Origin of the sequence: Psychrobacter sp. JCM 18900 (assembly GCF_904846625.1) — a bacterium.
In the GTDB taxonomy this organism is placed as follows: domain Bacteria; phylum Pseudomonadota; class Gammaproteobacteria; order Pseudomonadales; family Moraxellaceae; genus Psychrobacter.
The window spans coordinates 619,247-634,481 of the sequence record NZ_CAJHBL010000002.1; the positions used below are offsets into that span (position 1 = coordinate 619,247).

11 protein-coding genes are annotated in these 15,235 nt (G+C 42.6%); 9 read left to right on the forward strand and 2 right to left on the reverse strand.

What is annotated here, in order from left to right; genetic code table 11:
- The first annotated feature begins 244 nt into the window (after positions 1-244).
- Both JMX96_RS05485 and msrB read left to right on the forward strand, forming a co-directional pair.
- A complete protein-coding gene (locus tag JMX96_RS05485) occupies positions 245-1,549 on the forward strand; it encodes an iron-containing alcohol dehydrogenase (RefSeq protein WP_201567959.1) in 1,305 nt (434 codons plus the stop codon).
- Positions 1,550-1,988: 439 nt separating this feature from the next.
- Entirely contained in the window at positions 1,989-3,203 is a 1,215-nt protein-coding gene (gene msrB / locus JMX96_RS05490) for a peptide-methionine (R)-S-oxide reductase MsrB (RefSeq protein ID WP_201567972.1), read from the forward strand.
- Between the two features lie 98 nt (positions 3,204-3,301).
- Here the strand turns inward: msrB and folE are convergent, their stop codons facing one another.
- On the reverse strand, positions 3,302-3,898 hold the full coding sequence (gene folE, locus JMX96_RS05495) for a GTP cyclohydrolase I FolE (protein ID WP_185156591.1): 597 nt from the start codon (positions 3,896-3,898) through the stop codon (positions 3,302-3,304).
- 542 nt (positions 3,899-4,440) lie between these two features.
- On the opposite strand from folE, the gene JMX96_RS05500 reads away from it, so the two are divergent.
- A complete protein-coding gene (locus tag JMX96_RS05500) occupies positions 4,441-5,250 on the forward strand; it encodes an enoyl-ACP reductase (RefSeq protein WP_191113648.1) in 810 nt (269 codons plus the stop codon).
- A 134-nt stretch (positions 5,251-5,384) separates the two neighbouring features.
- Complete coding sequence (locus JMX96_RS05505) at positions 5,385-6,080, forward strand: YoaK family protein (RefSeq protein ID WP_057760330.1); 696 nt, start codon at positions 5,385-5,387, stop codon at positions 6,078-6,080.
- Between the two features lie 93 nt (positions 6,081-6,173).
- Here the strand turns inward: JMX96_RS05505 and JMX96_RS05510 are convergent, their stop codons facing one another.
- Positions 6,174-6,326, reverse strand: coding sequence for a hypothetical protein (locus tag JMX96_RS05510; RefSeq protein WP_166739249.1), 153 nt, complete (start codon positions 6,324-6,326; stop codon positions 6,174-6,176).
- A 408-nt stretch (positions 6,327-6,734) separates the two neighbouring features.
- Between JMX96_RS05510 and JMX96_RS05515 the strand changes: the two genes are divergently transcribed.
- The 5 genes from JMX96_RS05515 (at position 6,735) to JMX96_RS05535 (ending at position 15,162) form a co-directional block, all read left to right on the forward strand.
- Positions 6,735-8,156, forward strand: coding sequence for an SLC13 family permease (locus tag JMX96_RS05515; RefSeq protein ID WP_201567980.1), 1,422 nt, complete (start codon positions 6,735-6,737; stop codon positions 8,154-8,156).
- 158 nt (positions 8,157-8,314) lie between these two features.
- Positions 8,315-9,313: an alpha/beta fold hydrolase gene (locus tag JMX96_RS05520; protein WP_201567982.1), complete on the forward strand. Its 999-nt coding sequence runs from the start codon at positions 8,315-8,317 to the stop codon at positions 9,311-9,313.
- Positions 9,314-9,374: 61 nt separating this feature from the next.
- Positions 9,375-9,974 carry a DUF1543 domain-containing protein gene (locus JMX96_RS05525; RefSeq protein ID WP_201567984.1) on the forward strand — a complete coding sequence of 200 codons (600 nt, stop codon included), beginning with the start codon at positions 9,375-9,377 and terminating at the stop codon, positions 9,972-9,974.
- A gap of 209 nt (positions 9,975-10,183) precedes the next feature.
- On the forward strand, positions 10,184-14,416 hold the full coding sequence (gene hrpA, locus JMX96_RS05530) for an ATP-dependent RNA helicase HrpA (protein ID WP_227676938.1): 4,233 nt from the start codon (positions 10,184-10,186) through the stop codon (positions 14,414-14,416).
- Positions 14,417-14,556: 140 nt separating this feature from the next.
- Positions 14,557-15,162 (forward strand): class I SAM-dependent methyltransferase, encoded by a 606-nt coding sequence (locus JMX96_RS05535; protein ID WP_201567986.1) that lies wholly within the window; start codon positions 14,557-14,559, stop codon positions 15,160-15,162.
- The last annotated feature ends 73 nt before the right edge of the window (positions 15,163-15,235 follow it).

A 15,235-nucleotide genomic window follows, 5' to 3' on the forward strand; every position in this document is an offset into this window, starting at 1 on the left:
TGAGCAATCAAACTAAGCGACTAAAATAAGCGGCTTGGTATAAAATTGACACATCGCAGTTCATAATAATAGCGACATATTGAAAAAAGCAGTGGTACAATAATTTTAGAGAGCTGCCCATTTTATAATGCTGTGATACGTATCTTTATACATTCTGGCGCTCGTAAATTAGTAATATTTAACTGGCTGCCCAAAACGGTCTTTATTGCAGTTAAAACCATCATTAAAAAGGATTTTTGTGCTCATGAAAACACAAAACAGTATTACTAAATTGGTAAAGAACAACAGTTTGCAGCATGCTGGTTATTTGGCTGTCGCTAAGACTCGGGCAAAGGTATTAAAAGCAGTCTCTTATGTGATACCTATTAGAAGACCAATGCTATTTATCGGTGAGACTGCCTGCGATGAGCTATGCGATATGCTTATCAATGAAGGCAATACCAATGTGTTTATCGTCACGGATACAGTGCTCAACAAACTGGGCATACCTGCAAAAGTTACCGATTATCTAGATGCGAAAAATATCAGCTATCACATCTATGACGGTATTACGCCAGATCCTACTTTTAAGGTAGTTGAAGAAGGGCTCCGTCAATCTATCGAAGCCAATTGTGACTCTATCGTAGCTATTGGTGGCGGTTCAGTAATTGATGCCGCCAAAATGATTGCCATGTCTCAAGGCAACAAGTGCAAGCCAAAGCAGCTAATCGGTATTCTTAAGGCAAGAAAGCCTGCGACTCCGCTATACTGCGTACCAACGACGGCTGGCACGGGTTCAGAGGCGACACTTGGTGCAGTAGTATCGGATGATAAAACGCATCAAAAAGCATTGTCTATTGACCCAAGAATGGTACCACTAGCTGCAGCGATTGACCCAGTTATCATGAAAGGCATGCCAGCCCATATCACCGCAGATACTGGCATTGATGTATTGACCCATGCACTAGAAGCGTGGATGAGTGCCAATGCCAGCGTAGAGACAGATTATTATGCAGCCTCTGCCGTAAAATCTGTCATGCATTATCTACCACTAGCTTATAAAGACGGTAGCAATCTAAAAGCAAGAGAAGAGATGGGTATCGCTGCTCATTATGGCGGGATTGCCTTTAACAAAGCAGGTCTGGGTTATGTGCATGCTATCGCGCATCAATTAGGCGCTTACTATAGTATTCCTCATGGCCGTGCTAACGCCATCGTGTTGCCTTATGTGCTCGACGTCAATCGCAAAGTGAGCAAAAAGAGACTGGCTGCATTGGCTAAAAGAACCGGTATGGTACAGGATGGTCAAGCAGCTAATGGCGATAGTGAGATAGCAGATAACCTTATCACGCAAGTTAGAGACTTGATTGCAGATCTAAATATTGATCCGACTGTCAATGGTATGAAAATCAGCGACTTTGATGATATTGCAAAGGCAGCTGCAAAAGAAGTCAGTGATACTTATGCCGTGCCAACCTATCTATCAGCCGCTGAGATCAAAAAAATTCTAACGAAAATTAAGCAGGCAAGTGACGAACGTGCTGATAGTAATAATGAAACAGCGTCATAGTTTTTGATGGGGCTAGTGACATTACAATAAAAAAGCCTATTGCTTTTTGGAGGATAGGCTTTTTTAATGCATTGAGATAATGAAGTTTCCGTCTTATTTCTATGGTCAACCCATACTAAAATATATAATCGTCATCAAATAATCGTTTAATTTATCTTGTGATTAGGGCGTGTCCTCATTTTAAAAATGGTGATAAAAATGAGATAAATTGCAGTCAAACAAGGATAATATCGAGATATTAGTCAGCTATTTGACACCGTTTGGCAAGATTTAGCCATTTTTAACCCATTTAGATGACTATCGATTGAATTGAGGACACGCCCTAAACTCAGTTGATAAAAAATATCTTAATAAACTGTAAATATATAACAGTATAGGAATGTTTCAGTGATACAAAAGCGTTAGGATATTTAAAGGACATTACGCTTAGGAGATTTTTATGAATCGCATATTACCATCTAAAATTATAGGGTTAGTTATCATAGCGAGTAGTGCGATTTACGCAGGCTGTGCATCAACTGAAAACAGCTCTACTGTAAAAAACACAACTGCCGCTAACCCATATGCACCGACTACGCCAGGATTGGCAGTAGCCACAGTAGCGGGTGGGTGTTTTTGGTGTGTTGAAGCAGGTTATGAAAAAATCCCTGGCGTGGTAGAAGTCGTGTCTGGCTATACGGGTGGCACCGCTGAAAACCCGACATACAAGCAGGTGTCAGCAGGTGGAACTGGGCATACAGAAGCGGCGCAGGTGTATTATGATCCTAAGAAGATTACTTACAATGGCATAGTACAGGCGCTATGGAGAATCGCTGATCCTACTGATGATAAAGGACAGTATGTTGATCGCGGCACACAGTATCGTCCAGCAATTTTTTATAATAATGCGCAAGAAAAGCAAATCGCAGAAGCGGCCAAGCAATCACTGCAAGCATCTGGTGTGTATGAAAAGCCAGTAGTGATCGAGATTGTACCTGCTAGTACTTTTTATCCTGCTGAAGAGTATCATCAAGATTATTATAAAAAGAACCCACTACGCTATAAAGCTTATACCTTCAATTCTGGTCGTTATCAGTTTATCGAGAGTGTCTATGGTAAAAACTATGAGCTTGATTTTAGTAAGTTTACGCCCGAAGCAGATAGCACACAGCAAGTGACGTCAAATAATACATCGGATAGTAAGGTAGGCAAAGGTTTTAACCCAGATACATTCGTAAAACCTTCACAAGATGCGCTAAAGAAGTCACTTAGTGATATTCAGTATAAAGTCACTCAAAAAGAAGGGACCGAGCGTGCTTTCGATAATGAGTACTGGGATAATAAAGAACCTGGATTATATGTCGATGTGATATCTGGTGAGCCACTGTATTCTTCGCGTGATAAATATAAGTCTGGTACGGGCTGGCCGAGCTTTACTCGCCCATTGGATACGAGCTTAGTGGTTGAAAAGCCAGATCGAGGAATATTTGGAACTCGTACTGAAATTCGTAGCCGTTACGCGGACTCACATGTGGGACATGTATTTGATGACGGTCCAGCACCGACAGGCAAGCGCTATTGCATGAATTCAGCAGCGCTCCGCTTTATTCCACTGGCGCAGATGGAAGCTGCTGGTTATGGCGATTGGGTAGATGACGTAAAACCAGTTGGTTAGTACTATTTTTCTATCGCTCAGCCAAATAAAAAGGACGCATCATATGCGTCCTTTTTATTTGGTTGTTATTCACAACAGCCTAAGCAATTAACAGTCAATTAAAACGCTGGTTGACGCTTAGGTACCGCACCCAAAAATTCATTACGGGCTTGATTATTGTGTTGATATTCGCCGAGCATCGCGGTGCTACGCGTGGTTGAATGCTGTTTGCTAACACCGCGCATCATCATACACATATGTGATGCGTCCATAACGACTGCTACGCCGCGGCAGCCAGTAACATCCATGATGGTCTGTGCAATCTGCTCACTTAGGTTTTCTTGTATTTGCAAACGACGAGCAAACATATCAACGATACGAGCAAATTTTGACAGTCCTAGTACTTGGCCGTCAGGTAAGTAGCCGATATGAGCGACACCATGGAACGGTAGCATATGATGCTCACACAGTGAATAAAACTCAATGTTCTGTACCAGTACCAGCTCGCGATTGGCTGATGGAAACACAGCATCATTGACCACTTCATCTATACTTTGATGATAGCCTTGGGTCAGATGGGCAAAGGCCTTTGCAGCACGTACAGGCGTATCTAGCAAACCCGGACGATCTAAGTCTTCGCCAGTTGAAGCAATCAGTTGGCGATAAGATTCGGTACTTTCTTTATAATCTGGGGTTATGATGGGGGTGTTACTCATAAGTTTGGCAGCCATCCAAAATGTGGGTGTAGCTTAACGTTGAATCCTATCATGTGAGGATTCTTATAAAAATTGTGCAAGCTGGGAAGGGCTGTGATTATACTCGAAATCTGCTTAACTTCATACTGCTGTGGCTAGCAGTTGAGTCTTTAATCAATAAAGGAGTGTTTGGTACTTAATCGAAACGGTTGTAGTATCAATATTCGAAGTGTGATTTGTCTCATAAAATAAGCAAAATACTATAGTCTGAGTATTTTATCGTAAAATATTGATGCTAAAATGCAATCTAATAACTCACGAAAAACCCCCACTGTCGATACTACTTCAAGTGATAAACTGCTATTAGTCATTTTGACGTTATTAGTTGTTTGTATCAGTCAATCCAATAACAAGAACCAAATACAGTTTACGACTGTTTACTTAAATTATTTCGTGTATAATAACTCATCTTTTCATTTGTACTATTTAGTAGTCTCAATCTTCTAATTACTCTAAATAAATTCTTATTCTAAATCATCTCGATTGATTCAAAAGGAAATCTTATGCTACTGCAAGGACAAAGATTTGTCGTAACTGGCATCGCAAGTAAACTCTCTATCGCTTGGGCTATCGCAGAAGCGCTGCACCGCGAAGGGGCATCACTAATCCTGACTTACCCGAATGACAAAATCAAAAAACGCGTCGATATGGCCGCTGAAAAATTTGAAGCAGATTTGGTTCTAGAATGTGACGTAGCTTCTGATGAGTCAATTGCTGCATGCTTTGAGCAAGTGACTGCTCACTGGGGCGACGGTATTAATGGTGTGGTACATGCCATTGGTTTTGCACCGATGGATCAGTTGGATGGCGATTTTGTCAATGCCACGACTCGTGAAGGCAGTCATATCGCGCATGATATATCTAGCTATAGCTTCGTTGCATTGGCTAAAGCGGCTCGTGAGTTACTAGCGATGCGCCATGGTTCTATGTTGACATTGACCTATGAAGGTAGCATTTCAGTATTGCCAAACTACAATGTTATGGGTATGGCAAAAGCCAGTTTAGAAGCGAGCGTTCGTTATTTAGCAACGTCTATGGGCGGTGAAGGTATCCGTGTTAATGCGATATCTGCAGGTCCTATCCGCACGCTAGCGGCTAGTGGTATTAAGTCTTTCCGTAAAATGCTTGATATCAGCGAAAAAATTGCGCCACTACAGCGCAACATCACACAGACAGAAGTAGGCAACGCCGCATTGTTCCTATTGTCGCCTTGGGCATCTGGTATCACAGGTGAGATTATGTTCGTTGATGCAGGCTTCAATACAGTAGCTATCAGCGAGCAGTTGATGATGCTTGATGAACCAGCACAGTAATTGTTATATATGATTCGTTTGATAATAGAAAAGACAGCCAATTGGCTGTCTTTTCTAGTTATACTATGAGTCTTTTTGGCTACGTGCTTTTTTAGCAGTGTGCATTTTTAGTTAAGTGCCTTTGAGCGAGGGATATGATAACCAAGTTACCAAAGTGGATACTATGGGGCGGGGCAGTATTGGCATTTAGTGCTGGTTGTGTGAATACGACGGCGTTAATGGGATTTGCCAATTTATCAGTGTCGCACGTAACGGGCAATGTAAGCTTGTTTGCAGCGGCTATCGCTCATTCAGACGCGCGTAGTATTTTATATATTGGTACCTTGTTGCTGTCCTTTTTGGCAGGGGCTATACTAAGCGGCTTTGTCATTGGCCAGACATCATTGAAACTTGGCCGTCGTTATGGGCGAGCGCTATATCTAGAAGCAGCGCTACTGTTAGTTAGTTATTGGCTATATCAGCAGCATGATTACTTGGGGCAATTAGCAGCAGCAATGGCCTGCGGACTACAGAACGCGATGGTGGCAACTTATAGTGGGGCAGTCATTCGTACCACTCACTTGACAGGGCTGACCTCAGACATGGGGGCGGCAATCGGTAACTGGCTTGCGGGTCGTTCTATTAGTAAGCCAACCTTGGGGTTCCAAGCCATTATCTGGTATTGCTTTTGCGGCGGTAGTGCAGTAGGTGCTTTCTTGTTTGCAAAAGTCAGCTATGATGCTTTGTTCGTTCCCATCGCCATTGTGTCGACAGCAGCATTTGTATACAACTATGTCTCAGATCATTTGCCAGAGGTTAGAGAACCAAAAAAAGATAGGCGCTTATCATAATGATAAACGCCTATCGTACCTATTATTAGCCGTATTGGTTTTTGCATGTTTATTTAGGTGTAGAATAGCGAGCTGTTAAAACATGCTTCGGGCTTATTCTTTATGATCTTCGTGCTCATGCATCCCTTGCATCATATCGAGCATAGAGTCGTCAGTACGTTGTTGATCTTCTTTGGCTAGGCCATCTTGATTGATGTCTTTTGGTGCCATTTTGGTCGTTGAGTCCGTTTTATTTGAGTCTGTCATAAAGTACTCCAGTGTTTTTATTTACTTCTTAATAGAGATGTTTTAATTAAATCTTTATTTGTTGACGCTCGTATTTAGTAGCGCTTGGCTTTTATTTAACTTATCTAGTATGCAGTGTGGTCATAGTCTTGTACATATACAGAGTACACTTGTTTAGTGACTATGTGTAACTGATGCTGCACTTAACGATGCAACTAATAATAAAGCTGATCACGTGGTTAACGACTAAGTTTACGGATTTCTAGCATAAGTTGTAGAAAAGCGAGTTTCGACGTATATATCTCAAGTGATGTCTGCAGATAATTAGATTTACCTCAGTAGTAATGTATTTATTAAAATACACTAACCAACCATTTATGTTTTATTTTTAAGTTTCTTACACCGTCTTTGATTCAATAAGGACATTCTATGTCAGAGCAAAAGCTAGATAGTCATCTTCCTAATGATGGCAATGAATATTTATTTACTGATACTTTCCCAAAAGGTACAGGCAAAGGGCTGATCGTTGTCGCTATTGCCGCGATTATTGCGTTGATTATTTATAATGTGTTGCCGTTCGATATCAATGCTAATAAAGGTCTCGCAGTCCTGTTTTTTATAGGGGTACTTTGGCTTACAGAAGCTGTGCACGTCACCATAACAGCGCTACTTGTCGTAGTAATCGGTGCTTTGGTTGGCATACCAGACTTCGATGCTGAAATCGGTCTGCAAAGCTTTGCCAATCCTACTATTTATTTGTTCTTTGGTGGTTTTGCCTTGGCAGCAGCATTGCATGTGCAGCAGCTAGATAAAAAGATCGCACTAAAGATTCTATCGATGTCTGGTGGTAAGCTGAGTACAGCTGTATTTTTGATATTTGGTGTGACGGCATTTTTGTCGATGTGGATATCGAATACTGCTACAGCTGCGATGATGCTCCCATTGGCACTCGGTATCTTGACGCAAGTTGATCGTGAAAAAGATCGCGGTACGTTTGTGTTTGTACTATTAGGTATTGCTTATTCAGCCAGCCTTGGTGGTCTAGGTACGATTGTTGGTTCGCCGCCCAATGCTATTGCAGCAAAGGCGCTCGATATTGCCTTTGTAGACTGGATGAAGTTTGGTATTCCGATGATGTTGGTACTGTTACCATTATTGTTGGGTGCGATGTATGTGTTCCTAAAGCCGAACCTAAATCGTACTATTGTCCTCGTTGATGATGCGCCGATTGCTTGGAACAAGCCACGTATCGTCACTATCATCGTCTTTATCGTTACGGCATTGAGCTGGATATTCTCCAAAAAGATCGGAGCAGCCTTAGATATCACGGATACTGATGCTATCGTTGCACTATCAGCAGCTGCAGCAGTAGTGAGCTTAGGGTTAGTATCTTGGAAGCAAGTATCGGACAATACGGATTGGGGTGTGCTCATGTTGTTTGGTGGCGGTATTGCGCTATCGACAATTTTGAAAGTATCTGGGGCGTCTTTGGTACTAGGGGAAACCGTAGCAACTGCGTTGTCTTCTGCACCACTTATCATTGTGATGATGGCAGTCTCAGCATTTATTATTTTCTTAACAGAGTTTGCTTCTAATACTGCCTCGGCAGCATTGTTAGTGCCTGTATTTGCCGCTATTGCAGAGCAGATGGGTTTGCCACATGAAGTGCTCGTATTGGTCATCGGTATTGGTGCATCGTGTGCCTTTATGTTGCCAGTTGCCACACCGCCAAATGCTATTGTGTTCGGTACAGGTTTGATCAAACAGACAGAAATGATTCGTACAGGTATCATATTAAATATTATTTCTACTATCGTTATCGGGCTATGGGCGTACTTTTTCTTGATATAATCAAGTAGTCATTACAATCCTAGTCATATCTGCTTAGTATAAATGAAACCCCAATGTTCAAGACAAATTGAACGTTGGGGTTTTTTATGGCTTATCATACGAGCTAGCGGTATAGAATGTTTATTATTAACGTCATCTTATTAAATGGATTTGATCACATGACACAGTACTTATTAAAAGCAACTGTTCTGATATTACTAGGCGCAATTGCCGTGTTAATGGTATTTATAGCAAAATACTGGGCACCTGATCGTACCGTCGCTGAGCTAAAACAATGGCAACTACCTAACAGCGAATTTATAGACATACAAGGTATGCAAGCGCATGTAGCGCAGTCAGCTAATTGTTATACAAATCGTGGCAATACAGCCGAAAAAAACCGACCCGAAACAATCGTTTTATTGCATGGTACATCGGCAAGCTTGCATACATGGAAGAGCTGGACCAAGGCGCTGTCTGATCAATACTGTGTCGTGAGCATGGATTTACCAGGGTTTGGTTTGACAGGTCCTTATGTGGACGAGAGCACGCGATACAGCAGCGAAAATTACGCGGCGTTTGTTATTGAAGTACTCAATCATTTGAAGCTGGACCGCGTCACGCTCGCCGGTAACTCATTAGGAGGCAAGGTAGCGTGGCGTACCGCCGCTTTGTATCCTGAGCGTGTCAATCGATTGATACTGGTAGACTCAGTTGGTTATCCAACAACACCCAAACATATTCCTATTGGTTTTAAACTTGCTAAATATCCAATGATGTCACCAATTTTAAATCGTATCCTACCCAGAAATGTCGTCGAAAAAAGCGTTTTAAGCGTGTATGCCGATGACAGCAAAGTCGATGAGAAGTTGATTAACAGATACTATGAATTGACCTTGCGCCAAGGTAATCGACAGGCTTTGAGTCGTCGGCTAAATGAGAGCGATGATGCCAGTGATCAAGCTCAAATAAAGCAGCTGGACATACCGACTTTGATCTTATGGGGTGCAAAAGACGATCTTATTCCTGTAGAAAACGCCGTGTTATTTCATAGAGATATACGTAATAGTCAGCTTAAGATATTTGATAACTTAGGTCATGTACCGCACGAAGAAGATCCGTTAGCAACCGTTGACGTTGTAAAGCAGTTTTTGACGGATGATCCGATAAGTAATTGAAAGAATATTTAAAACGCTTTAATAGTCGTTGTCACTAGAGTTGTTTAGAAGGTCATGTTTTATGCTAACACTATATATGGTTCAACTGGGCGGTCGTCCTAAAGGCCGTCTGATTGAGCAACACGATATCTTCTTTGGTGTGGCCAGTCAGGTGAGTGACTTGATAGGAGATATCAATGAGCATTGGCCTGAGGTAAAAAATAAATGGCATATTGATTCATATCGAGCAATTACTAAAGTGTGTAGTTATGCCATCAAGTTAATTGAATCAAGTGAGCAATTAAAGGCTGCTACTGACTTAAAGTTATTCTTTATCAATCTAGGTGGCTATCAACAGGACAGTTTTGAAGAATTTCATTACAAGCTACTTATCGTTGCACCTAACCAAGCTGACGCCATCAAACAAGCAAAAAAAAGTGATTTTTATAAGCAGTTTACTTTTAAAGATGAAACATCACCTTTTAATGCAGCTTCTCATATTGATGATAAGTTTGCAGTAGATATAAATGACATATATAACGTAAACGATCTTATCTCCAATGTTCAGCTTTCGATTGAGCCTATTAGTGATACAGGTGAGTTAAATGCTAAAGAAGACAAAGAGTACGTCGGCTATCTAAGCATCAAGAATTTAAGGAAATTGGCGCTACAACAGGTTTAATAACAGGTTTATCTAAATTTTATAAAAGTAACCCAATACACGGCTGATTAAATGAACTTAATGGATAGCTTAAGTTCGGATACGTTCTGTAATGTGTGATAGTTTCAGCATTATTGATACAAGAGCAATCAGGACTCGACTAACTTGAATCATACCCCAATTACCCCCATAATCTAACCACTTCTACATAATAAATAGCCTAAGCAAATATGCCCAATACTTCTAAGCCCAATATTCCTAAAAACAGCGATTCAGATACATCTACTGTGAATGAAACTCGAGATACTAAGAAGCCAGCAGTACCACTGGCGGATTTACCAGTACTTGCCAAGGACAGCTATTACTTAAGCCGTCTTGAACGAGAGCTGGCACGTGCTGCTGTATCTAAGAATAAAAAATCTAATCATGATTCTGAGCAAAAGAATAATTCAGATGATGTACTCGCTAAAAAACGTGCTCAGTACGAGAAAATAAAGACACGTTCTCAAGAAGCTGTACAGGCACGTATCAATAGTATTCCAAGTGATTTACCTGCCAAGCTAAATCTAGATCTACCCGTTAGCCAGCGCGCAGAAGACTTAGTACAAGCGATTATCGATAATCAAGTCATTATCGTCGCTGGTGAGACCGGTTCTGGTAAAACGACGCAGCTGCCTAAGCTTGCGATGTTAGCAGGGCGTGGTATCACTGGACAGATAGGGCATACACAGCCAAGACGATTGGCTGCTCGTAGTGTGGCAAACCGTATCGCAGAAGAGCTGGGTGAGCCATTAGGTAATACGGTCAGTTTTAAGATTCGCTTTAATGAGCAAGGGACAGCACAATCTGTTGTAAAGCTCATGACAGATGGTATCTTACTCGCTGAGTTGGGTCATGATCGGTTTTTGAGTAAGTACGATACGATTATTATTGATGAGGCGCATGAGCGTAGTTTAAACATTGATTTTATTATGGGTTATCTCAAAAAGATGCTGCCCAAGCGCCCAGATTTAAAAGTCATTATTACCTCGGCGACCCTTGATACCAAGCGCTTTAGTGAATACTTCAGCCGTTATGATAGCAAGCTCAAACGGCAAGTCCCTGCGCCTATTTTTAATGTCGAAGGGCGTAGCTTTCCGGTAGAAGTCCGTTATCGTCCGTTGACAGATGAGCCAGTAAACAGCTCGGAAGATGACAGCTACGATGATTTTGAAGAGAACCTGCCGCGTGCTGTGGTCGCCGCTGTCGAAGAGTGCTTTAGCGATGCGCAGAGTAAAGGTCACGCCGATCAATCTGATATTTTGATATTTGCTGCGACTGAAGCGGAGATTCGCGAAACGCAGGAAGTGCTTGAGCGTCATGGTCCGCGCCATACAGAAGTACTGCCATTGTTTGCACGGCAGACTTATGAAGAACAGCAGCGTATCTTTCAGCCATCGGGTCGAGGTCGCCGTATTGTTATTGCAACCAACGTTGCTGAGACTGCATTGACTGTACCGGGTATTCGCTATGTGATCGACTTGGGTTTTGCGCGGATTTCGCGTTACTCGTATCGCTCTCGTGTACAGCGTTTACCGATTGAAGCGATTTCGCAAGCAGCTGCCAATCAGCGTAAAGGTCGCTGTGGCCGTGTTGCCCCAGGTGTTTGCATTCGTCTTTATAGTGAAGAAGATTTTAGTGGCCGCCCTGAGTTTACTGAGCCTGAGATTTTACGTACCAATTTAGCGTCAGTAATCTTGCAAATGGCCAATTTACGTCTAGGTAGTGTCGATGACTTTGAGTTCATTGAGCCGCCTGATAGCCGATTGGTTACTGATGGTCATAAACTGCTAGATGAGTTGGGCGCTATTACTTCTAAGAAAGATGCCGCTGCTCAGGACAAAACCAATAAGCCAAAAGCTAGAAAAGGGCTTGATCACCTGCGTTTGACAGCAACTGGTCAGAAAATGGCACGTATGCCAATTGACCCAAGGCTGGCACGTATGCTGGTGGCTGGTTCCGACTTTGATTGTATTCGCGAAATGCTAATCGTTGTGGCCGCGCTCGCTGTACAGGATCCACGTGAGCGGCCTGCCAATAAACGCACGCAAGCGGATCAAAAGCATGCGGTCTTCCGTCAAGACGACTCTGACTTTTTGTTTTATCTGAGTCTATGGAAGGTGCTGTTTGAAAAAGATGAAGACGGTAATAAACTGTCTGGCAATCAGCGTAAGCAGTTTGCTAAGAAGAACTATTTAAGCTTCCCGCGTGTACGAGAATGGCATCAGACACACCGTCAATTGGTACAAATGGTCACTGAGCTGAAGCTAACTGATGTTAATGAGTCAAAAGCTGCTGATAAAAATGTGGCTGTCAATGATCCGACAGCGATCGAAGACGAAGAGTTAAAAGCAGTCAAATATGCCAATCTGCATAGAGCATTATTGACGGGTTTATTGTCTATCATCGCGCATAAGACCGAAAGCCGCGGTGAGTATTTGGCGGCGCGTCAGCAAAAGGCCAAGATATTCCCAGCCAGTACGGTGTTTAAACAAATACCACCTTGGGTGATGGCGTTTGAAATGGTGGAGACTTCACAAGTCTTTATGCGTACTGTTGCCAAAATCGAACCAGAATGGATTATCTCAGCGGCAGGTGATTTGCTGAAATATCATTACTTCGAACCACATTGGTCCAAGAAAACAGGACGCGTCAAAGCCTACGCACAGATTAGTTTGTTTGGCTTGATCATTATCAGCAAGCAGCTGACCAATTATGAGCAAGTTAACTTGGTTGAATCACGAGAGATATTTATTCGTGATGGCTTGGTAACTGGTAACTTTGGGCGCAATGCACCATTTCTACAACATAACATGGATAAGATTGCTCATGTTGAGCGTATCGAGGACAAGCTGCGTCGCCGTGATTTATTGGTGGATGAAGAGACGCTCTATCAGTTCTATGATAAGAAAATTCCTGAGCACGTCGCTAGTCGCAAAGCGTTTGAGGATTGGCGTGCAGAAGTCGAAAAGCATGATGCCAAGCATCTATTCTTTACCGATGAAGATGTACTTAATAGCCAAGCGCCGACCACAGGGGACTTCCCAGAAGTGTGGAAGCTGGGCGATTTAAAACTGCCGCTCCGCTATATCTTTGATCCAGCCAGCGATGATGATGGTGTGACCATACGTGTACCGCTTGCCGCATTACCGCAGCTCGACGCGATTGAGCTACTGTGGGGTGTGCCTGGTTGGCGCTATGAATTGGTATTGCAGCTGCTCAAGTCACTGCCAAAGGAGATACGTCGTCAAATCGTACCGATACCAAATACTGCAGACAGTTTGTTTGACGAATTGCAGCCAAAGGGTGGACAAGGATTGCTGAAGCAGCTGTGTCAGGCATTACATCGTCGCGGTATTATGTCGGTGACGCTAGAGAACTTCAATCCATCTACGATTGATCGCTATTTGCAGCCACAAATCTGTGTGGTCGATGAGAAAAACCGTATCATCGAAAAAGGCCGTGACCTGCAAACCCTACAGATTCGTCATGCATCTGAAACCAGTCAAGCAGTAAATGAGCAGCAAGGCGTGCATACTGAGTTCCCTGAGCATTTTGCTTTTAGCAAAAATCATCATAGCGCAGGTGTGGTAATGAAACAGTTTGCGGCGCTTGTCGCTGATGAAGCGGGAGAAGCTGTATCGATTCATCAATACACTGATGTCAATGCAGCACTTCAAGCACATCGCATCGGGGTGCTGACTTTAATCAAAGGCAAACTTGGTGCAAAGAAAAAGCAGTTAACGAGCCAAATCGACAGTATATTTAAACTGGCATTTGCGCCACTTGGCGACATGGATAAACTCAAAACGATCGTCATAGATGCTGCGTTAGACGCGGCTCTCGAAGAGCACTACGTCTTATTCGATCATGCTGAAAATTTACCAGAAAGCGCCGATGATATTGCAGTCGGATTGAGCGAAGAGCTACCGTTTACCTCTGAAGAGTATGCCCAGACTCTCGAAGTGGTAGTGAATAACTTTTTATTAACTGGTCAAAGCGTTATCAAAACGCTTAAGAATGTCTACACTCGTTGGCAGCGTATTCGCCAAGGACTACTGATGCTAGATCGCGAGATATTTGGTGAGTCTATCGATGATATCGAAGATCAGCTAGAAGACTTACATTTGGCTGATTTTGTTTATCGGATGGATTATAGCCATTGGCAACAGTACCCACGCTATCTTGAAGCGCTACAGATTCGACTAGAGCGTCTGGAGCACAACCTCGACGCTGACCTTGACGGCGTTTACGCGCTTGACTTGCATATGGAGCGGTTAGCAGGACGTGCGGACAAAGAAGCTATCAGTGAGTATCGTTGGATGGTGGAAGAGTATCGTATTCAACTGTTTGCCCAGCCTATGAAAACTCGTATGGCAGTATCGCCCAAGCGTCTAAGCAAAATGTGGGACAAGGTGAGTTAGACTAAATTTTAGTTTTGTATGGTACGTCATGTTATAGAGTGCGCATTTATCTTAAAATACGGACTTTACGACTAAGCATTCTAAATGCCATATGTTACCTACCAAATTGGATATCAATCTCAAATAAAAGGACGATTAAAATGTGGGATGAACGCTATAGCGGCACAGAGTTCGCATTTGGTACCGAACCTAATGATTTTTTGAGAGAGACATTTGAGCAGATACCTGTAGGTGGACACGTACTTTGTCTAGCAGAGGGCGAGGGTAGGAATGCAGTATTCTTAGCTGAGCAAGGCTTCAAGGTGACTGCAATGGATATGTCCGAAGTAGGGTTAAACAAAGCGAACAAGTTGGCCAAAGATAGAGGGGTAGCTATTACCACCCAAGTAGCTGATTTAGCAGATTATAACTTTGGTCAGGATAAATGGGATGCCATAGTTTATATTTGGGCACACGTGCCCAAAACGGTACGTCAATATGTACATGCACAAATTAGCACTGCTCTCAAGCCAGAGGGAATATTTATCGTCGAAGCTTATACAGAAAGACAGCTTGAAACAGAGGCAGTCGGTGGACCGCCAGCCAGTCAAAGGGAACTTTTTGGCGCTTTAGAGAACTTTCAACATGAGCTTGTAGGGCTGAACGAAGTGATTGGTGTAGAGAAGTTGCGTATGGTATCAGAAGGAAAGCGACATCAAGGGCTTAGCGCTGTAGTACAGTTTGTTGGCAAAAAAATCAGCAACTAGCCGTTGTAAGTTAAATCTATTAGTCGTTTTAGTCGCTATATACATAGTTAGAGAAGATAGTTTGCAAACTATC